Here is a 19,220-nt window from a genome sequence, read left to right as displayed (position 1 = left end):
CGGCCCCGACCTAGGATCGCCGCGATGACAGACCCAGATGGGCCGCCCGGGCCCACCGCGCTCGCGCACCCCGTCGTCGACCTGCACGACCGGGTGCTGCGCTGGTACGACGAGCACGCGCGGGACCTGCCCTGGCGACAGCCGTCGGCCACCGCCTGGTCCGTCATGGTCTCGGAGTTCATGCTCCAGCAGACCCCCGTCGCCCGGGTGCTGCCCGTCCACGAGGCCTGGCTGGACCGCTGGCCCTCCCCCGCCGACCTGGCGCCAGAGCCCGCCGGCGAGGCGGTGCGGGCGTGGGGGCGCCTCGGCTACCCCCGGCGGGCGCTGCGGCTCCACGCGGCCGCGGGCGCGATCGTGCGCGACCACGGGGGCGTCGTCCCCGCCGACTACGACGCGCTGCGGGCGCTCCCCGGCGTCGGGGACTACACGGCCGCGGCCGTCGCGGTCTTCGCCCACGGCCGGCGGCACGCCGTCCTCGACACCAATGTCCGCCGGGTCCATGCCCGGGTCCTCGACGGCGTCGCGCACCCGCCTGCCTCGGTGACCCGCGGGGAGCGGGTGCGCGCCGAGCAGCTGCTGCCCGCCGACGACGCCGACGCGGCCACCTGGTCCGTCGCGGTGATGGAGCTCGGCGCCCTGGTCTGCACGTCCGCCCGGCCGCGCTGCGCCGACTGCCCGGTCGCCGGACGATGCGCCTGGCGGGCGGCCGGCCACCCGGCGTACGACGGGCCGCCGCGGCGGGGCCAGGCCTGGGCCGGGACCGACCGGCAGTGTCGCGGCCGCCTGCTCGGCGTGGTCCGCGATGCCCACGCCGCCGTGCCGGCTGCTCGACTGGTCGAGGCCTGGTCGGACGAGACCCAGCGGGAGCGGTGCCTCGCGAGCCTCGTCGACGACGGCCTGCTCGTGCCCGTCGAGGGCAACGCCTACGCGCTTCCCTGATTGGCGGCCTCCGGTCAGCCCGGCTGGCCTCCGGCCGCGATCGCGGCGACGGCCACCGCGAGGTCGGCGACGGTACGCGTCGAGCGCTCCCCGGTCAGGGGCTGGTCGAGCTGCAGGCCCATGAAGGTGGCGTCGAGGAGCGCCACCGCCCGGCGGGCCCGGCGACGCTCCGCCCCGGAGGCGACGAGGTGGTCCACCAGCGCGTTCACCCAGCGCTCGTTGGCCTCGCCGACGACGCTGGCGTAGGGCTCCCGGCCCAGCAGCCCGAGGGCTGCGGCCTCGACGTAGACGCGCTCACACCGGTCCATGCGCGGGGTGGTGCTCAGCGCCCAGAGGTCGAGCACCGCGCGACGCACGTCCCGCGACGGCGCCAGCGCCCGCACCTGGGCCACCGCGATGTCGTTGGAGGTGCGCAGCACGGTCGCGACGAGGTCGTCCTTGCCGTCGAAGTGGTAGAGCAGCATCCGGTCGCTGGTGCCGACGGCCGCAGCCAGGGGCCGCAGGCTCAGCTCGAGCAGCCCGTGCTCCAGCACGTACTCGGTGGCGGCGTCGGCCAGCTCGGCCCGCCGCGAGGTCTCCCGCGTCATCGTCCTCCTCGATCGCCGTCTCGACGCCGATTGTAGCGACTGCTACATTTGTAGCAGTCGCTACACACAGGAGGAGGGGTCATGGTCGTCGCCTGGACGTTGTTGCTGTCCGCCATCGGGGTGGAGGTCGCGGCCACCGCGTCGCTGCCGCGCACCCAGGGGTTCCGCGACCCCGGCTGGACGGCGTTCGTGCTGGGCGGCTACGCGCTCTCCATCTGGCTCCTCGCCCTGGTGGTGCGCGACATCTCGGTGTCGATCGCGTACGCCGCCTGGTCCGGCCTCGGCACGGCCGGCATCGTGACGATCGGCCTGCTCTTCCTCGGCGAGCGGATCGACCTGGTGAAGGCGGCCGCCCTGGCGATGATCATCGTCGGCGTCGTGGTGCTCAACCTGCACAGCACTGCCCACTGACCCCGGAAATGCGCCGACCCGCCCGAAAGTCTCGGGCGGGTCGGCGTCGGGACTGCTCAGGCGTCAGTCGCCGGACTTCGGCACGTCGCTGCCGCTGTCGGAGTCGTCCGGACCCTCGGCAGGGGTCTCGCCCTGGCCGACCTCGGCCGCCTCGAACGGCGGCAGGTCGGGCAGCACGTCGACCTTCTGACCCTTGAAGGTGAACGTCGCGCCGGGGCCCTCGCCCTCGACGTCGACCAGCACGATCTGGCCGGGGCCCACCTCGCCGTACAGCATCTTCTCGGCCAGGACGTCCTCGACCTCGCGCTGCACGGTGCGACGCAGCGGCCGGGCACCCAGCACCGGGTCGAAGCCCCGCTCGGCGAGCAGGTTCTTGGCGTTCTGGGTCAGCTCGATCCGCATGTCGCGGTCCTTCAGGCGGGTCTCCACCGCGGCGATCATGTTGTCGACCATCGAGATGATCTGCTCCTGCGACAGCGGCGGGAACACGATGATCTCGTCGACGCGGTTGAGGAACTCCGGACGGAAGTGCTGCTTGAGCTCCTCCGAGACCTTGTTCTTCATCTTCTCGTAGGAGCCCGCGGCGTCGCCCGCGGCGGAGAAGCCGAGGTTGACGCCCTTGGCGATGTCGCGGGTGCCGAGGTTGGTGGTCATGATGATGACGGTGTTCTTGAAGTCGACCACCCGGCCCTGGGAGTCGGTCAGGCGACCCTCCTCCAGGATCTGCAGCAGGCTGTTGAAGATGTCCGGGTGGGCCTTCTCGACCTCGTCGAAGAGGACCACCGAGAACGGCTTGCGCCGCACCTTCTCGGTGAGCTGGCCGCCCTCCTCGTAGCCGACGTAGCCCGGGGGTGAGCCGAAAAGCCGCGAGACGGTGTGCTTCTCGCCGAACTCGCTCATGTCGAGCTGGATCAGCGCGTCCTCGTCGCCGAACAGGAACTCCGCCAGCGTCTTGGACAGCCAGGTCTTACCGACACCGGAGGGGCCGGCGAAGATGAACGAGCCGCCGGGACGCTTCGGGTCCTTCAGTCCGGCGCGGGTCCGACGGATGGCTCGGGAGAGCGCCTTGACGGCCTCCTCCTGGCCGATGACGCGCTTGTGGAGCTCGTCCTCCATCTTGAGCAGCCGGGTCGACTCCTCCTCGGAGAGCTTCACGATCGGGATGCCGGTGGCGACCGCGAGCACCTCGGCGATCAGCTCCTCGTCGACCTCCGCGACCTCGTCCATGTCGCCCGCGCGCCACTGCTTCTCGCGCTCTGCCTTGCGGGCGATGAGCTGCTTCTCCTCGTCGCGCAGCCGGGCGGCGGCCTCGAAGTCCTGGCCGTCGATGGCGGCCTCCTTGCGCTGCCGCACGTCGGCGATCTTGTCGTCGTACTCGCGCAGGTCGGCGGGGGCGGTCATCCGGCGGATCCGCAGCCGCGAGCCGGCCTCGTCGATCAGGTCGATGGCCTTGTCGGGCAGGAACCGGTCGGAGATGTAGCGGTCGGCCAGCGTCGCCGCCGAGACCAGCGCCTCGTCGGTGATCGTGACCCGGTGGTGGGCCTCGTACCGGTCGCGCAGGCCCTTGAGCATCTCGATCGTGTGGGCGATCGACGGCTCGGCGACCTGGATCGGCTGGAAGCGGCGCTCGAGCGCGGCATCCTTCTCGAGGTACTTGCGGTACTCGTCGAGGGTGGTGGCACCGATGGTCTGCAGCTCGCCGCGGGCCAGCATCGGCTTGAGGATGCTCGCCGCGTCGATCGCGCCCTCGGCCGCACCGGCGCCGACGAGGGTGTGGATCTCGTCGATGAAGAGCACGATGTCGCCGCGGGTGCGGATCTCCTTGAGGACCTTCTTGAGGCGCTCCTCGAAGTCACCGCGGTAGCGGGACCCGGCGACCAGTGCGCCGAGGTCGAGGGTGTAGATCTGCTTGTCCTTGAGCGTCTCGGGGACGTTGCCGCGGACGATGTCCTGGGCGAGCCCTTCGACGATGGTGGTCTTGCCGACGCCGGGCTCGCCGATGAGGACGGGGTTGTTCTTGGTGCGGCGGGACAGGATCTGCATGACCCGCTCGATCTCCTGCTCGCGGCCGATGACCGGGTCGAGCTTGCCCTCCCGCGCGTCCTGGGTGAGGTTGCGGCCGAACTGGTCGAGCACCAGCGACGACGACGGCGCGTCGCCACCCTGGCTGCCGGTCGCGGCGCCCGCCGACGCGGACTCCTTGCCCTGGAAGCCGGAGAGGAGCTGGATGACCTGCTGGCGCACCCGGTTGAGGTCGGCGCCGAGCTTCTGGAGCACCTGGGCGGCAACGCCCTCGCCCTCGCGGATGAGGCCGAGCAGGATGTGCTCGGTCCCGATGTAGCTGTGGCCGAGCTGCAGCGCCTCGCGCAGGGACAGCTCGAGCACCTTCTTGGCACGCGGGGTGAACGGGATGTGGCCGCTCGGGGCCTGCTGGCCCTGGCCGATGATCTCCTCGACCTGCGCGCGCACGGCCTCCAGGGAGATGTCGAGGCTCTCCAGGGCCTTGGCTGCCACTCCCTCGCCCTCGTGGATCAGGCCGAGCAGGATGTGCTCGGTCCCGATGTAGTTGTGGGAGAGCATGCGGGCCTCTTCCTGGGCCAGCACGACCACCCTGCGGGCTCGGTCAGTGAACCGCTCGAACATTGCGCATCTCTCCTGACAGTCCGGGGCCCTCGCCCGCCTGGTCGACGGGAAGGGGACATGAGGTTCAACCCCACGGACAGCCTACGCGTTCCCTCCGTGGGCCAAACCTGGTCCGCTCTCAGCGAACAAGGCCCCCACAAGAGGCGAGCTGCCACCAGTTTCCCGAGCGTTCGGGCAACTGGTGGCAGCTCGCGTGGACCACCGGGGGAACTGCTGGCAGTTCGCCGGGGGGTGGGTCAGTGGGCGGCGTCGTACGCCTGGCGGACCTCGGCGGAGACGCGGCCGCGGTCGGGGACGTCGTAGCCGTTCTCGCGGGCCCACTCGCGGACCTCGCGGGCGCTGGGGCCGGAGGCGGACGCGGAGGACGAGGAGGACGAGCTCTTGCGGCCGCGGCGGGAGGCGGAGCCGACCTTGCGGGCGTGGCCGACGTAGCCGGCGAGCGCGTCGCGCAGCGCGCCGGCGTTCGCGTCGTTGAGGTCGATCTCGTACGACGTGCCGTCGAGGCCGAAGGAGACGGTCTCGGTCGCCTCGCTGCCGTCGATATCGTCGACGAGGACGATGTTCACCTTCTGCGCCATATGTCTGCCTCTTTCCGTAATCACCGAGGGAATGCGGACACTATGGCAGCAATAGGTGGTGCCGTGCGAATTGAATCGCCAATTCCTGTGAATAGCAGAAAAGGTGTGGCAACTATTAGGAGGCGTTGCGCTCGAAGACCAGAGCGAGCCCGCGCAGCGTGAGCCAGGGGTCGTGGTCGGTGATGCAGCGGCACTCGTCGAGGACCAGCGGCGCGAGGTGGCCGGTCGCGACCACGCTCAGCGCGGAGGGGTCCTCGAGCCCGAGCTGCACGGCCATGCGCGAGACGAGGCCCTCGACCTGGCTGGCGACCCCGAACACCATTCCGGACTGCAGCGCCTCGACGGTGTTCTTGGCGATCACCGTGCGGGGCCGCAGCAATTCCACGGTGCGCAGCTGGGCACCGCGTCGACCGAGCGCCTCGAGCGAGATCTCCATCCCCGGTGCGATGGCGCCGCCGACGTACTGGCCGGCCCCGCTCACGACGTCGAATGTCGTCGCCGTCCCGCCGAAATCGACGACGATGGTCGGTCCGCCGTAGCGGCGGGCCGCGGCGAGGGCGTTGACGACGCGATCGGCGCCGACCTCACGAGGGTTGTCGACGAGCACCGGGATCCCGGTCTTCACGCCCGGCTCGACCACGACGTGCGGCACGTCCGCGAAGTGGCGGGGCAGCATCTCCCGCCACTCGTGCAGCACCGAGGGGACGGTCGCGCAGACGGCGACGCCGGTGACCCCGTCGGCTCCCGGCGACTCGCGGAGGAGCCCGCGCACCATGACCGCCCACTCGTCGGCGGTGCGGCGGGCGTCGGTCGCGACCCGCCAGTGCGCGACGACCTCGAAGCCGTCGAGCAGCCCGAGCACGGTGTGGCTGTTGCCGATGTCGACGGCGAGCAGCGGGCCGGACTGCCCCGGTCGGGCGGACTGGGTGGTCACGGCCGCAGGTCCATGCCGAGGTCGAAGACCGTCACGGAGTGGGTCAGCGCCCCCACGGAGATGAAGTCGACCCCGGTCCCGGCGACCTCGCGGGCGCGCTCGAGCGTCAGCCCGCCGGAGGCCTCCAGGCTCGCCCGGCCTGCCGTGATCCGGACCGCCTCGGCCATCGTCTCCGTCGACATGTTGTCGAGGAGGATCTCCTCGCAGCCGGCCTCGAGCAGCGCGCGGAGCTGGTCGAGGTCGGTGACCTCCACCTCGACGCGCAGGCCGGGCTGGGCGGCGCGCACGGCCCGGTAGGCCTCGACGACACCCCCGGCGGCGAGGACGTGGTTGTCCTTGACCATCGCCCGGTCGACCAGGCTGAAGCGGTGGTTGACGCCCCCGCCGCAGCGGACGGCGTACTTCTGGAGGGCCCGGTGGCCGGGCAGCGTCTTGCGGGTGTCGAGGACCCGGGCGCGGGTGCCCTCGAGCGCCTCGACCCAGCGTGAGGTCGCGGTGGCGATGCCGGACAGGTGGCTGGCGAAGTTGAGTGCGGTCCGCTCGGCGGTCAGCAGCCCCCGCAGCGGTCCGCCGACCCGCATCACGACGTCCCCGGCCGCCACCCGGCTGCCGTCGGCGAGCCGGTCGCGGACCTCGACGTCGTCGCCGAGGACGACGTGGAAGACCGCTGCGGCCACGCCCAGCCCGGCGACCACGCCGGGCTCGCGCGCCCCGAAGTCGGCCCAGCCGCGCGCGTCGGCGGGGATGGTCGCGGCGCTGGTGACGTCGTCGGCCCCGCCGGGCAGGTCCTCCTCCAGGCCGCGGTGGATGGCGTCGACGACCGCGGCGGGGTCGAGGCCCGCCGCGACGAGCTCCTCGTGGAGGGCGTCGGGCAGGGCGCGGGTGGAGGTCTGGGTCACGGGGCGGCTCCGTCGGTGGCGGCGGCGGGGGTGAAGGCCTGGGCCATCACGCCCTCGGTCATGGCGGTGTCGAAGTGGCCGGCCCAGCGCCCGTCGTCGCGGGCCGGGAAGTCCTCGCGCCAGTGCGAGCCGCGGGTCTCCTCCCGGCGCTCGGCGGCGGCGGCCAGCGCCGCCGCGACGGTGAGCAGGTTGGTGGTCTCCCAGGCGTCCTGGTCGACGACGTCGGACGGGGTGCCGACCAGCTTCTCGAGGAGCGCGCCTGCCTCGGCCAGCCCCTCGGCGGTGCGTAGCACGCCGACGCGTGAGGTCATGACCTCCTGGAGCTCGGTGCGGACCGAGCCCGACACCAGGCCCGGCGTCCGCTCGTCGTACGCCGGAGCGGCGGCGGGACGCAGCTCGCCCGGCAGCACCTCGGCGATCCGGCGCGAGAACACCAGCCCCTCGAGCAGCGAGTTCGAGGCCAGCCGGTTGGCGCCGTGGACGCCGGAGCAGGCGACCTCGCCGGTGGCGTACAGGCCGGGCACGCCGGTGCGGCCCCACAGGTCGGTGGCGACGCCGCCGGAGGCGTAGTGGCAGGCGGGGGCCACCGGCAGCAGCTCGCGAACCGGGTCGACGCCGTGCTGGCGGGCGGTGGCGAGGATCGTCGGGAACCGCCGCGCCCAGAACTCCGACCCGAGGTGACGCGCATCGAGCCACATGTGGGGTCGGCCGGTGGCGTGCATGCGGCGGGTGATCGCCTTGGCGACGACGTCGCGCGGCGCGAGGTCGGCGAGCTCGTGCTCGCCCTGCATGAAGCGGCGCCCCTCGAAGTCGACGAGGAACGCGCCCTCGCCCCGGACCGCCTCGGAGATGAGCGGCTGCTGGCCCGTGGAGTCGGGCCCGAGGTACATCACGGTCGGGTGGAACTGCACGAACTCGAGGTCGCGCAGCCGGGCGCCGGCGCGCAGCGCGAGGGCCATCCCGTCACCGGTCGCGACGGCGGGGTTGGTGGTCTGCGAGAAGACCTGGCCGAGCCCGCCGCTGGCGAGCACCACCGCGCGGCAGAGCACCGCGCCGACGCCGTCGCGCTGCCCCTCGCCCATGACGTGGAGCGTCACGCCGGCCACGCCGCCGGTCCCGGGAGGGCCGTCGAGCAGCAGGTCGACGGCGAGCGCGTGCGGGATCACCTCGATCTCGGGGGCCCGCTCCACCGCGGCGGTGAGTGCGCGCTGGATCTCGGCGCCGGTCGCGTCGCCGCCGGCGTGGGCGATCCGGTCGCGGAGGTGGCCGCCCTCGCGGGTCAGCGACAGGACGCCGTCGGGGTCGTGGTCGAAGCGGGTGCCGAGGGCGATCAGCTCGTGGACGGCGTCGGGACCCTCGGTGACCAGCGCCCGGACGGCGTCGACGTCACAGGCCCCGGCACCGGCGACGAGCGTGTCGTGGAGGTGCTGCTCGGGGGTGTCCTCCGGGCCGAGCGCGGCGGCGATGCCGCCCTGCGCCCACTGGGTGGAGCCCGCGCTCAGCACGTCCTTGGTGACGACGAGCACCTTGGCGGTCCGGCCCAGCTGTCCGCGCAGCCGCAGGGCCGCCGTGAGGCCGGCGATGCCGGAGCCGATGACGACGACGTCGGCGGTCGTCGTCCACCCGGGCTCGGGGGCCGTCAGGCGGCCCGGGAGCCGGCGGACGGCGTCGGAGGTCATCCTCGAAGGCTAGCGACCCGCACCCGGGGCGCCCGTCGCGACAGTGTCGCCGCGGACGAGGCCCTGGTCGCCGAACGTCTCGGCGGGGTCGAAGCCGGTGGCCATGATCTTGTTGTCGGCGTCGACGAAGACCACGTGCGGCTTGTGCTCGCGCGCCTCGGCGGTCTCCATCTGGCCGTAGCCGATGAGGATCACCAGGTCGCCGGGGTGCACCAGGCGCGCGGCGGCGCCGTTGATGCCGATCACGCCACTGCCCCGCTCCCCCGCGATCGTGTACGTCTCCAGCCGGGCGCCGTTGGTGATGTCGACGATGTGCACCAGCTCGCCCGCGAGCAGGTCGGCGGCGTCGAGCAGGTCCTCGTCGACGGTCACCGAGCCGACGTAGTGCAGGTCGGCCTGGGTGACCGTCGCCCGGTGGATCTTGCTCTTCATCATGGTGCGCAGCATCAGCTGCCTCCTTGCACTCGGTACTGGTCGTGCTGGTCCTGCTGGTCGTGCTGGTCCTGCTGCTCGTGCGGGTCGTGCGGGTCGTGCGGGCCGGTCGTCCCGGGCGCCGCACCGAAGACGAGCGGGAGGTTGTCGATGAGCCGGGTGCTGCCGACGCGGGCGGCGATGAGGACCCGGCCCTCGCTGCCGGCGGGGGCACCCTCGGGCAGCGGCGCGAGGTCCGGGTCGGTGATCTCGAGGTAGTCGAGGTCGACCCCCGTCGCGAGGCGCATCTCGGCGCGGGCAGCCTCCAGCGCGGCGGCGAAGCCCTCCTGCTCCGCGGCGGCCTGGGCGGCCAGCAGGGTCCGGCTGAGGGCGACGGCCTGCAGGCGCTGCTCGTCGTCGAGGTAGGCGTTGCGGCTCGACAGGGCGAGGCCGTCCTCCTCGCGCACGGTGGGCAGGCCGACGACCTCCACCGGCAGGCACAGGTCGCGCACCATCCGCCGCACCAGCACGAGCTGCTGGTAGTCCTTCTCGCCGAAGAGGGCGACGTCCGGCCCGACGAGGCCGAGCAGCTTGGCCACCACGGTCAGGACCCCGCGGAAGTGGCCGGGTCGGACACGCCCCTCGAGCTCGTCGGCGAGCGGGCCCGGGTCGACCTGCACCTGCGGGTCGCCGTCGGGGTAGACCTCGTCGACCGCGGGGGCGAACACCACGTCCGCGCCCGCACGCGCGCAGACGTCCAGATCGGCCTCGAGCGTGCGCGGGTAGCGGTCGAGGTCCTCCCCGGGGCCGAACTGGAGGGGGTTCACGAAGACCGAGACGACCACGAGGCCATCGCCGGCGCGCTCGCGGGCGGCCCGCACCAGGGCGGCGTGCCCCTCGTGGAGGGCGCCCATCGTGGGGACGAACGCGACGGTGCGCCCCTCGCGCCGGGCGGGCGCGAGCAGGCCGGAGAGCTCCTCGCGGTCGCGCGCGAGGAGGGGGCGGGCGCTCACCGCGGCTGCCGGTCTGTCTCAGCGGCCAGGTCGGCGGCCCGGTCGGCAGCATCGTCGAGGATGCGGCGGATCTTGGCCGCCCGGATGGGTAGCAGCCGGCCGTCGGTGACGACCCGGTCGACGGTCGCGCGCGCCATCGCGACGTACGACGGCAGCGTGTGCGGCGCGGTGGCCGCGATCTCCGCCAGGTGACCCCGCACCGTCTCGGCGTCGCCGCGGACGATGGGCCCCGTGAGCGCGTCGTCGCCCCGGGCCAGGGCGTTGTCGAGGGCGGCGGTGAGCAGCGGCCGCAGGGTCAGCGCGGGGTCGTCGGCGCCCGCGGCGGCGAGCAGCTCCATGGCCTCGGCGACCAGCGTGACGAGGTGGTTGGCGCCGTGGGCGAGCGAGGCGTGGTAGAGCGCCCGGCGCTGCTCCGTGATCCAGAGCGGACGGCCACCGACGGCGCCGACCAGCTCGGTGGCGAGGTCGCGCTCGGCGGCGTCGGCGGTGAGCCCGAAGACACAGCCCTCGAGCCGGCCCAGGTCGAGCGGCGTGCCCGTGAAGGTCATCGCCGGGTGGGCGGCGACGCCGCGGGCCCCGACCGCGCGGGCAGGGGCGAGGACGGCCAGCCCGTGGCGGCCCGACGTGTGCACGACGTACTGGCCCTCGCGGAGCGCGCCGCTGTCGCTGAGCACCGAGACGACGTTGGGGAGCATGTCGTCGGGCACCGTGAGCAGCAGCAGGTCACAGGCCCGCGCGACGGCGCTCGGCTTCATCACCGGGACGCCCGGCAGGAGCGTGGCGATGCGGTGCCGGGACGCGTCGGACTCGCCGGCAGCAGCGACGACCTCGTGGCCCGCCGAGCGGAGCGCCGCGGCAAGCACTGCGCCGACGCGCCCGGCGCCGATGACACCCACTCGGAGGGGTGCGCGGCCCGATGCGGGGTGGGGGGCGGCGGCCTGCGGGGCAGGCGCGGTGACCGGGTGGTCCAACGTGGTCCAACCTTCCGTTCCAGTCCCTCCTGACCCCGGGGGGCCGGTGCGGGTACCGGACGTGTGCTCGGACAGAACACCCAATACTGTAGGCGCTCGCCCCTGAGGCCCGGAACGCCCGGGCGGTGTGACGAGGACTACCCAGGACACGTCAGGCCCCCGGGGCGGACCAGGCGGAGGAGGGCCCGGGTGGCTGCTGCGAAGAAGGTCGGGCGGCGGATGCTGCAGTTCACCTTCTGCATCCCCGGCACCCAGAAGGCCGCCACCACGTCGCTCTCCAGCCTGCTCGACAAGCACCCCTCCGTGCGGCGCGCGCCGAAGAAGGAGATGCACTACTTCGACCAGGAGGACCGCGACTGGGACCACCCGGACTTCTCCGACTTCCGGGTCCGCGCCCGCCTGGACCGGGTGGCGCTGGGCGACGCGACGCCGCTCTACCTGTGGTGGCCGCAGGCGATGCAGCGGATCCACCGCTACAACCCGGACATGAAGTTCGTGGTCACCTTCCGCGACCCGCTCGACCGGCTCTTCTCCCAGTGGGCCATGAACCGCAGCCGCTGGCCCGACGTGGCCCTGGACTGGCCGGAGTTCCTCACCCGGCTCGCGCCCGACGGGCTCGAGGACCGGATCCCCGACGGGATCGACCCCGGCGCCTACCGGATGCACTCCGGCGTGGTGCGCGGCTACTACGGCGAGCAGCTCGAGCGCGGCTTCGCTCTCTTCGGTCGCGAGCGCTTCCACGCCGTCGAGTTCGGCGCCTTCCTGCGCGACCACGCCGGCCACCTCGACGCCGTCACCGACTTCCTCGGCCTTCCCCGCTACGAGCAGCACCCCGACCTGCCGCACGGGATGCGCGGCAAGGACGCCATCGTCGGCACCGCCCCGAGCGGGCGCGACATCGAGGCGCTCGCGGAGCGGTACCGCCACGACTTCGCCCGGTTCCGGGAGCTGTCGGGACTCGACGTCAGCGGCTGGTCGCTGAGCCGGGTGCTCGACGGGACGCTGGAGCCCGACGAGCTCGCGGCGTCCTACGCGCGCAAGGTGGTCCCGCCCGAGGGGTCCTGAGCGGACGCCCGGCGAACCTGCTGCTCCGGCGGCACCGCCACCGGCCGCGGCCGTCGCGGCAGCCACCACTCGCTGGCGTAGCGGATCACGTGGTCCCACTCCGGCGGCGCCTCGAGCCGCACCACGCCGTCGAGGTCGTCCACGCGGCCCTCGCGCAGCGCCTGGAAGACCTCCCACTCGCGCAGCTTGCGCATGGTGCGGTCGGTGGCGCCCCAGGTCTCCTGGTCGGCCCAGTGGTCGAACTCGTCGCTGTCGAGGTACTTCAGCTCCAGGCACAGCCCCTCGGGCAGCCGCATCCGCCGGGTCTCGACCGGGATGGTGCGCAGCTCCCACTCGAACGCCTTCACGTAGCGGAAGCGGTCGCTCATCGGGAAGACGTAGTCCTCGTTGTTGATCATCCAGAGGTCCACGTAGGCGACCCGGTCGCTCTCCACGAACAGCGGGTGGCGCGGCATCCCCACGACCGCCTCGACGCCCTCGAGCTGCCAGGACAGGTCGGCGTACGTGGCGACGCCCTCGGGGGTGAGGACCATGTCGCCGTCCCACTTCATCGAGTAGGCGGTCGGCACGTGGGAGAACGACCAGTTGTAGAAGTAGGCGAGGTTGTGGACCGACTCCTCGGGGGTGGAGAGGTGCTCGGAGCCGCAGCGGCTCACCTGGAAGGGGTACGACGCCACGGTCAGCCGGTCCGCGGCGCCGACCTCCTCGGCGGTGCGGCGCGCGACGTCGGGCGTGCCGTCGTCGCTGAGGTTGTCGACGAGGACGACGTGCTGGACCGCACGGAACAGTGGCGGCAGCACCCACGGGAGGTTGCGGGCCTCGTTGCGCACCCGCAGCACCGCCGTCATCCCCGGCTCCTGGTCGTGCCAGTCCAGCGGCCAGTCGACCTCGAAGTCGGTGCGGCCCTCGAGGTTGCGGATCCGGCGGTGGCGGCCGGTCACCGCCGCTCCCGGCCCGCGCCCCGGACGACCCGGCCGGCGAGCCGCCGGGTGCGCAGGTAGGCACGGCGGACCGCGGAGCCATCCTCCGGCGCGCCGCCGACGGCGGGCCCGGCCGGGGCCGCCCCCTGCCGATCCGCCCGCTCCTGCTCGGCCCGTCGCACGGCGGCCGGACCGGCCGCGGCGATGCTGGAGTCCGCCAGCGCCTCCGCCTCGGCGTACAGGTCGGCGTAGGCGCGGCGCAGCTCGTCGAGGGTGCGGTGGCGCTCCGGGGTGTCCTCGGCCGGGTCGACCAGCGGGCTGAGCTGCTCCCAGGTCTCGGCCGCCAGCTCACGCAGCGAGGCCGGCACGTCGAGGTCGTCCCAGGTGGCGCGCACGCGGTGCAGCCCCGGGTCGACGAGCTGGTGGATCTCCTGCAGCGCCCGCAGGCCCGCGCCGGTCACCTCGGGCAGGGCGAGCTGCTCACCGACGCCGACGACGGTGCGGGTCCAGTCGTCGAGCAGGTCGTGGTAGGCCACGAAGGAGCGCGGCGTGCTGCGGGTGGCGCGCTCGGTGAAGAGCATGACGTTGGTCCAGCCGGCCAGCCGGGAGATGTCGCCGAGCCGTCCGCCGTAGTAGGTGTTCTTGCTGGCGACGACCTCGGCCGGCGGCCGCAGCATCGTGATCGTGGCGGTCCGGGCGTCGTTGCGGGCGGCGGCGACCCGCCACAGCCCCAAGAACCACGCGATCCGTGGGTCCTTCACGACCAGCGACGGCGACTCCTCGAACTGCCGGCCCAGCCAGTCGGTGACCCGCTGCCGGTTGGCCTCGCGGGTGCCGGCCTTGCCGGTGTCGTACCAGGCGCTGGGCCGCGCGTCGCCGGGGTGGACGTTGACACGCTTGAGAACCCGGTCGTGGAAGTCGACGACCCACTGCGGCTCGCCGAAGCCCTTGGGGTTGGTGCGGTCCGCGGAGACCTCGGGCTGCGGGACGTGGAGCCCGGTCTGCTTGAGGATGCCGGACATCAGGCTGGTGCCGCTGCGACCGGAGCCGGCGACCACCACGAGGGTGCGGGCCGGGTCCTCCGGCTGCGGGGTCGCGGCCATGCCCAACTCGCCGGCCAGATCGTCGGCCAGCTCGTCCGTCAGCTGGTCGGAGGGCCGGCCCGTCGGCTGTCCCGCTCGCGGGGCCGCACCGGTGGTGTCGGACATGGAGTCGTCTCCTGCGCAGGGGTCGTGGTGGCGCCGCGCACGGGCGGCGGCCGGTGAGCCACAATAGCCCGACCCGGACCCGTGCCGGCTCCCCCCGGGAGGCCGCTGCGGGCCACCCCGGCACGGCACGACGTGGCGGGGCCGACGGACCGAGGAGACCCGATGCCCGACTCGCCCGACACCGGCAGCCCCGCAGGCAGCCCGGCCAGCGGCACCGGGCAGCGACTGGTCCTCGTCGCCGGCGCCGGCCGCTCCGGCACGAGCACGGTCGCCGGCATCCTGCGCCGGCTCGGGCTCCACGTCCCGCAGCCCGAGGTGGTCTCCGACAGCACCAACCCCCGCGGCTTCGGGGAGCCGCAGTGGGTGGTCGACTTCCACGACGACCTGCTCGAGCACGCACGGGTGCAGGTCTCCGACGCCCGCCCGGTCGCCTGGGAGAAGGCCGGCGTCTTCGCCGACCGCCCCGGTGCGCGCGGCAAGCTCGGCCGCTGGCTCGAGGGCGAGCTGTCCGGCGCGGACCAGCTGCTCGTCAAGGACCCCCGGCTGGCGTGGTTCCTGCCGCTGTGGACGGCCGCCGCCCGCCACCACGGCGCCGCGCCGTCGTACCTCACGATGCTGCGGCCGCCGGCCGAGGTCGTCGGCAGCAAGCGCACCTACTACAACGACCGGCTGCAGGACGCCCACGGCGTCGCCGCCTGGCTGAACATGATGGTCGGCACCGAGCGGGCGACCCGGGACGGCGAGCGTACCTTCGTCCGCTACCACGACCTGCTCGACGCGTGGGAGCCCGTCGTGACCCGGGCGATGGCAGACCTGGGCGCCCGGCACGAGCCGGTCGACGTCACCCTCCGCGCCGATGTCGACGCCTTCGTCGACCCCGGGCTGCGGCGGATCCAGCTCACCTGGGACGACCTCGACCTGCCGGACCGCCTCGGCACGCTGGCCCGCGACGCGTGGTCCGCGCTCGACGCGCTGGCCGACGACCCGCGAGACGCTGCGGCCGTGGCGACGCTCGACCGGGTCCACGACGAGTACGCCGACTACTACGCCGAGTGCGAGGAGGTCTCCCGCTCCACCGTCATCGCGGTGCGCGCGGCCCGGCCCGACAAGCCCGGCAACAAGCACCGCAGGCCCGGCGTCGCCGCCGGCAGCCCCGCCCCGGCCGCGACCGAGCCGCCGACCGCGCGTGAGGCCGGCCGCGCGCTGGCCGTCGCGGTGGCCCGCAGGCTGCCCCGCCCGGTGCGTCGGCTGCTGCCGCGCAGCGCCCGTGAGCGACTCCTGGCGCGGTCGGCGCTGCCCCGGGACTGAGCAACACCCGGTTGGGCGGCCCCTAGACTCCGCCGCATGAGGCTGCGCCGTCGAGAGCCGGACCCGCTGCTCAGCGTGGTGGTCCCGGCGTACCAGGTCCGCGACTACCTCGCCGACTGCCTGGCCAGCATCCTCGACCAGTCGTGGCGCCACCTCGAGGTCGTCGTGGTCGACGACGGCTCCACCGACGGCACCGGTGACATCGCCGACGAGATCGCGGCGCGCGACCCGCGGGTCACCGTTGTCCACCAGGCCAACGCCGGGCTCGGCGCGGCCCGCAACGCCGGCGTCCGCCACGCCACCGGCGAGTACCTCACCTTCGCCGACAGCGACGACCTGCTCGTCCCGGGGGCGTACGCCGCCATGGTCGGCAGCCTGCAGCGCAGCGGCTCCGACATCGCCATCGGCGCCGTCGAGCGGCTGCGCGGCGAGGAGCGGTTCATGACCCCGCTCATGAAGGAGAACCACCGCGCCGGCGGCGAAGCGGTGCGGCTGGAGGAGCGGCCGCTGCTGCTCGCCGACGTCTTCGCGTGGAACAAGGTCTACCGGCGCCGCTTCTGGGACGAGGCGAAGCTCGAGTTCCCCGCCGGCGTCCGCTACGAGGACCAGCCGGCGCTGACGCGGGCGCTCGTGGCCGCCGGCACCCTCGACGTGCTCACCGAGCCGGTCTACCTGTGGCGGGTCCGGGAGGACGGAAGCTCGATCAGCCAGCAGCGGTCGGACCCGCGCGACCTGGCGGACCGGCTGCTGACCAAGAGGTGGAGCACCGAGACGGTGCTGGCCGGCTGCTCCGGCGCCACCCGCCACGTCTGGTTCGCTCGGGTGCTGCCGATCGACATGTGGGAGTACTTCCGTGCGGTCCCCGGCTGCGCGGACGACTACTGGGCGATGCTGCGCGACGGCGTCCGCGAGCTCTGGAACGACGCGACGGTGCCGTTCGAGGAGACCGCGCTGCCGCTGCGGCAGCGGCTGATGGGCTGGCTGGTGGGCCGGGACCGCCGCACCGACCTCGAGGCGCTGCTCGAGCACCTGGACCGCAACCCGGGCCCGCTCCCCCATCGCGAGCTCGACGGCCGCACCGTCGTGGACCACCCGTTCGCCGACGACCCCGACCTGCCGGCCGCACTGCTGCGCCCCTGACGACCAGGGACCGACGTAGGGGGCTGACCCGGGGTGGCGGGCCCGGCCCGCCACCCCGGGAGTCAGTCAGCCGACCAGACCCTCCTCGGCGAGGAAGTCGGCGGCGACGTCCTCGGGGGTCTCTCGGTCCACGGCGACCCGGCCGTTGAGCTCGGTGAGCTTCTCGGTGGTGAGCGCCGCCATGAGCGAGTTGAGGAGCTCCTCGATCTCGGGGTTCTCGTCGAGGAACTCGGTGCTGACGGCCGGCACGAGGTTCTGCGCCGGCTGGATCTGCTGGTCGTCCTCGAGGAGGACGAGGCCCTGCTCCTCGAGCGTGCCGTCGGTGGTGCTGGTCAGGCCGAGCTGCGACTCGCCGTCGAGCACCGAGCGGTAGGTGTCCTGGCTCGCGAAGCCCAGCGGCAGGATCTTCTCCACGTCGATGCCGTAGACGTCGGTCAGCCCACCCTCGCAGTCGGGGCGCCCCTCGCAGTCGGGGGCGGCGGCCAGCGTCACGGTCTTGCCCTCGAGGTCGGACAGCGTGCTGACGCCCTCGGACTCGGCGTACTCCTGCGTCACGAAGAACGCGTTGGTGTCGGTGGCGGCGGAGGGGTCGAGCAGCGTGATCCCCTGCTCCTCGAGCAGGGCCTCGGCGTTGCTGATGGTCTCCGCGGCGTCGGAGGTCGTCAGCCGCTCGGCGTCCTCACCGTTGGTGGTGGTCTGCAGGTAGTCGACGATGCCGCCGACGTACTCCGGGACGACGTCGACGTCGCCCGGGAAGATCTGCATGTACACGTCGCGGGTGTCGACGAGGTCGACCTGGGGCTCGTAGCCGGCGTCGGCGAGCAGCTGCTCGTACATCGCGGCGACGAGCACCGCCTCGGGCGAGAAGTTCTGCCCCGATATGCGGACCTCGCCACCGCCGCCCGCGGGGGACTCGTCCCCGGCGGCGCCGTTGTCGAGGTCGTCGCCGGCGCACCCGGCGAGGGCGAGCAGGCCCGCCGCGGCGACCGCGGCCAGGGAACGTCGTGCGTGCATTGGTGTCACCTTCTGTGTCCCGCGGCCGTGCCGCGCGTGTCCGGTTGTAGCCCCGTCAGGCACCCATCATGTCGTGGTCCCGGTGACTGGCCGCGCATCCGTCCCGTCCGCGGACCGGCCCGGCGTCGGGTCCGCCATCCGCTGGGCGGTCGCCGCCAGCAGCTCCAGCACCAGCGCCACCACCGCGACGACCACCGCGCCGGCGATCCCCTTGGAGTAGTTGGAGCGGAAGAAGCCGTCGGTGATGACCCGGCCGAGCCCCGGGCCGGCGACCAGCGCGGCGATGGTCGCCGTCGCCCAGACCTGCACGAGCGCGAGGCGCACGCCGGAGATGATCAGCGGCAGGCCCAGCGGGAGCTCGACGCGGAAGAACTTCTGGGCGCCCGTCATCCCCATGCCGTCGGCCGCCTGCCGCACGTCGGCGTCGACCTCGCGGATCGCGACGTACCCGTTGGTGATGATGGGCGGCAGCGCGAAGAGCGTGAGCGCGATGAGGGTGGCCAGCCCGGCCCGTCCGTAGGGGCCGAACGACTGCACGCCCGGCCAGTCGGCGGTGACCAGCAGCGCGAGCAGCGCGAAGGTCGGGATCGCGCGGCCGATGTTGGAGATGTTGATGGCGAGGAAGCCGCCGCGGCCGAGATGGCCGAGCCACAGCGCGACCGGCAGGCCGACGGCGACCGACAGGCCGAGGGCCGTGAAGCTGAGCAGCAGCTGCTGGAGCATGAGCCGCAGCAGGCCGCGGTTGCCCTGCCAGCTCGCCGGGTCGACGAGGTACTCCCAGGTGTCCACGAAGATGTTCACGGCGCGGCCACCCCCCGGGTCCAGGGGGTCAGTGCCTTCTCGGTCAGCACCAGCACCACGTCGAGCAGCACCGCCAGCACGACGCACAGCAGGGCGGCGGTGAAGAGCTGGGCGCGGAAGTTGGTGGTGACGCCCTCGCGGATCAGGTTGCCGAGGCCGCCGTACGCGACCAGCGACCCGACGGTCGTCAGCGCCACGGTCGAGACGGTGGCGACGCGGAGCCCGGCCATGATCACCGGCAGGGCGAGGGGAACCTCGATTCGGAACAGCAGCCGCGCCTGGCCGTACCCCAGGCCGGTGGCGGACTCGCGCACGTCGTCGGGCACGCCGCGCAGGCCCTCGAGCATGCTGCGCACCAGGATCGTGAGGGCGTAGAGCGCCAGGCCGATCACCACGGTCGTGGGGCTCAGGCCGGTGAACGGCACCAGCAGCGGGAAGAGCGCCAGCGACGGCACGGTGTAGATGCCGGTGCTCACGCCGAGCACCGAGGCCTCCAGCCGCGGGAAGCGGCGGGCCAGCAGCGCCAGCGGGAAGGCGATGAGGACGCCGGCGAGCACCGATGCGACGGTGATCAGCACGTGCTCGGTGGTGGCGTCGAGGATCTGCTCCTGCCGGTCGGTGACGTACTGCAGGCAGACCCACTCGTTGACCGTCCTGCTGTAGCAGCTCGGCTCGGCCGCCTGGACGAGTAGGGTCACG

Annotated in this window: 19 protein-coding genes; 5 read left to right on the top strand and 14 right to left on the bottom strand. The window is 73.3% G+C overall.

The annotated features are described in order from the left end of the window. The first annotated feature begins 24 nt into the window (after positions 1-24). On the top strand, positions 25-939 hold the full coding sequence (locus tag ACFP2E_RS15320) for an A/G-specific adenine glycosylase (RefSeq protein WP_378523677.1): 915 nt from the start codon (positions 25-27) through the stop codon (positions 937-939). Between the two features lie 14 nt (positions 940-953). Here ACFP2E_RS15320 and ACFP2E_RS15315 read toward each other — a convergent pair whose 3' ends face one another. Then, positions 954-1,526, bottom strand: a complete 573-nt coding sequence (locus ACFP2E_RS15315) for a TetR/AcrR family transcriptional regulator (protein ID WP_378523676.1) — start codon at positions 1,524-1,526, stop codon at positions 954-956. 81 nt (positions 1,527-1,607) lie between these two features. Here ACFP2E_RS15315 and ACFP2E_RS15310 point away from each other — a divergent pair, with 81 nt between their 5' ends. Beyond that, positions 1,608-1,937, top strand: a complete 330-nt coding sequence (locus ACFP2E_RS15310) for a DMT family transporter (RefSeq protein WP_378523675.1) — start codon at positions 1,608-1,610, stop codon at positions 1,935-1,937. A gap of 63 nt (positions 1,938-2,000) precedes the next feature. On the opposite strand, the gene ACFP2E_RS15305 is transcribed toward ACFP2E_RS15310, so the two are convergent. The 8 genes from ACFP2E_RS15305 to ACFP2E_RS15270 all read right to left on the bottom strand — a co-directional run bounded on the left by ACFP2E_RS15305 (position 2,001) and on the right by ACFP2E_RS15270 (position 11,065). Then, on the bottom strand, positions 2,001-4,580 hold the full coding sequence (locus ACFP2E_RS15305) for an ATP-dependent Clp protease ATP-binding subunit (protein WP_378523674.1): 2,580 nt from the start codon (positions 4,578-4,580) through the stop codon (positions 2,001-2,003). A gap of 236 nt (positions 4,581-4,816) precedes the next feature. Then, positions 4,817-5,158: an Lsr2 family protein gene (locus ACFP2E_RS15300; protein ID WP_378523673.1), complete on the bottom strand. Its 342-nt coding sequence runs from the start codon at positions 5,156-5,158 to the stop codon at positions 4,817-4,819. Positions 5,159-5,273: 115 nt separating this feature from the next. Further along, entirely contained in the window at positions 5,274-6,092 is an 819-nt protein-coding gene (locus ACFP2E_RS15295) for a type III pantothenate kinase (RefSeq protein ID WP_378523672.1), read from the bottom strand. Continuing rightward, entirely contained in the window at positions 6,089-6,991 is a 903-nt protein-coding gene (gene nadC / locus ACFP2E_RS15290) for a carboxylating nicotinate-nucleotide diphosphorylase (RefSeq protein WP_378523671.1), read from the bottom strand. The genes ACFP2E_RS15295 and nadC overlap by 4 nt, the downstream gene beginning before the upstream one ends. Then, on the bottom strand, positions 6,988-8,670 hold the full coding sequence (locus ACFP2E_RS15285; RefSeq protein ID WP_378523670.1) for an L-aspartate oxidase: 1,683 nt from the start codon (positions 8,668-8,670) through the stop codon (positions 6,988-6,990). The genes nadC and ACFP2E_RS15285 overlap by 4 nt, the downstream gene beginning before the upstream one ends. Positions 8,671-8,679: 9 nt before the next feature. Then, entirely contained in the window at positions 8,680-9,117 is a 438-nt protein-coding gene (panD, locus tag ACFP2E_RS15280) for an aspartate 1-decarboxylase (protein ID WP_378523669.1), read from the bottom strand. Continuing rightward, complete coding sequence (panC, locus tag ACFP2E_RS15275) at positions 9,117-10,094, bottom strand: pantoate--beta-alanine ligase (RefSeq protein ID WP_378523668.1); 978 nt, start codon at positions 10,092-10,094, stop codon at positions 9,117-9,119. The genes panD and panC overlap by 1 nt, the downstream gene beginning before the upstream one ends. Continuing rightward, positions 10,091-11,065, bottom strand: a complete 975-nt coding sequence (locus ACFP2E_RS15270) for a Rossmann-like and DUF2520 domain-containing protein (RefSeq protein WP_378523667.1) — start codon at positions 11,063-11,065, stop codon at positions 10,091-10,093. The genes panC and ACFP2E_RS15270 overlap by 4 nt, the downstream gene beginning before the upstream one ends. A 189-nt stretch (positions 11,066-11,254) precedes the next feature. Here ACFP2E_RS15270 and ACFP2E_RS15265 point away from each other — a divergent pair, with 189 nt between their 5' ends. After that, positions 11,255-12,130, top strand: a complete 876-nt coding sequence (locus tag ACFP2E_RS15265; RefSeq protein ID WP_378523666.1) for a sulfotransferase family protein — start codon at positions 11,255-11,257, stop codon at positions 12,128-12,130. On the opposite strand, the gene ACFP2E_RS15260 is transcribed toward ACFP2E_RS15265, so the two are convergent. Further along, positions 12,094-13,071 carry a hypothetical protein gene (locus ACFP2E_RS15260; protein ID WP_378523665.1) on the bottom strand — a complete coding sequence of 326 codons (978 nt, stop codon included), beginning with the start codon at positions 13,069-13,071 and terminating at the stop codon, positions 12,094-12,096. The two genes, ACFP2E_RS15265 and ACFP2E_RS15260, sit on opposite strands and share 37 nt — an antisense overlap. Then, positions 13,068-14,258, bottom strand: a complete 1,191-nt coding sequence (locus tag ACFP2E_RS15255) for a sulfotransferase family protein (protein ID WP_378523664.1) — start codon at positions 14,256-14,258, stop codon at positions 13,068-13,070. Before ACFP2E_RS15255 ends, ACFP2E_RS15260 begins: the two co-directional genes overlap by 4 nt. Before the next feature lie 162 nt (positions 14,259-14,420). On the opposite strand from ACFP2E_RS15255, the gene ACFP2E_RS15250 reads away from it, so the two are divergent. Together ACFP2E_RS15250 and ACFP2E_RS15245 are read left to right on the top strand one after the other, a co-directional pair. Further along, the gene (locus ACFP2E_RS15250; protein ID WP_378523663.1) at positions 14,421-15,566 is read left to right on the top strand and encodes a sulfotransferase family protein; all 1,146 of its coding nucleotides are present in this window, start codon (positions 14,421-14,423) and stop codon (positions 15,564-15,566) included. A gap of 36 nt (positions 15,567-15,602) precedes the next feature. Beyond that, the gene (locus ACFP2E_RS15245) at positions 15,603-16,706 is read left to right on the top strand and encodes a glycosyltransferase family 2 protein (RefSeq protein ID WP_378523662.1); all 1,104 of its coding nucleotides are present in this window, start codon (positions 15,603-15,605) and stop codon (positions 16,704-16,706) included. A 66-nt stretch (positions 16,707-16,772) separates the two neighbouring features. On the opposite strand, the gene ACFP2E_RS15240 is transcribed toward ACFP2E_RS15245, so the two are convergent. The 3 genes from ACFP2E_RS15240 to ACFP2E_RS15230 all read right to left on the bottom strand — a co-directional run bounded on the left by ACFP2E_RS15240 (position 16,773) and on the right by ACFP2E_RS15230 (position 19,219). Next, positions 16,773-17,720: a glycine betaine ABC transporter substrate-binding protein gene (locus ACFP2E_RS15240; RefSeq protein WP_378523661.1), complete on the bottom strand. Its 948-nt coding sequence runs from the start codon at positions 17,718-17,720 to the stop codon at positions 16,773-16,775. Between the two features lie 66 nt (positions 17,721-17,786). Further along, entirely contained in the window at positions 17,787-18,521 is a 735-nt protein-coding gene (locus ACFP2E_RS15235) for an ABC transporter permease (RefSeq protein ID WP_378523660.1), read from the bottom strand. Then, on the bottom strand, positions 18,518-19,219 hold the full coding sequence (locus tag ACFP2E_RS15230; RefSeq protein ID WP_378523659.1) for an ABC transporter permease: 702 nt from the start codon (positions 19,217-19,219) through the stop codon (positions 18,518-18,520). The genes ACFP2E_RS15235 and ACFP2E_RS15230 overlap by 4 nt, the downstream gene beginning before the upstream one ends. Position 19,220: the final 1 nt, after the last annotated feature.

The organism is Nocardioides sp. GCM10027114, from assembly GCF_042659625.1.
In the GTDB taxonomy this organism is placed as follows: Bacteria; Actinomycetota; Actinomycetes; order Propionibacteriales; family Nocardioidaceae; genus Nocardioides.
The sequence above is the reverse complement of the archived record's forward strand: the minus strand, read 5'-3'. Positions and strand labels throughout refer to the sequence as shown.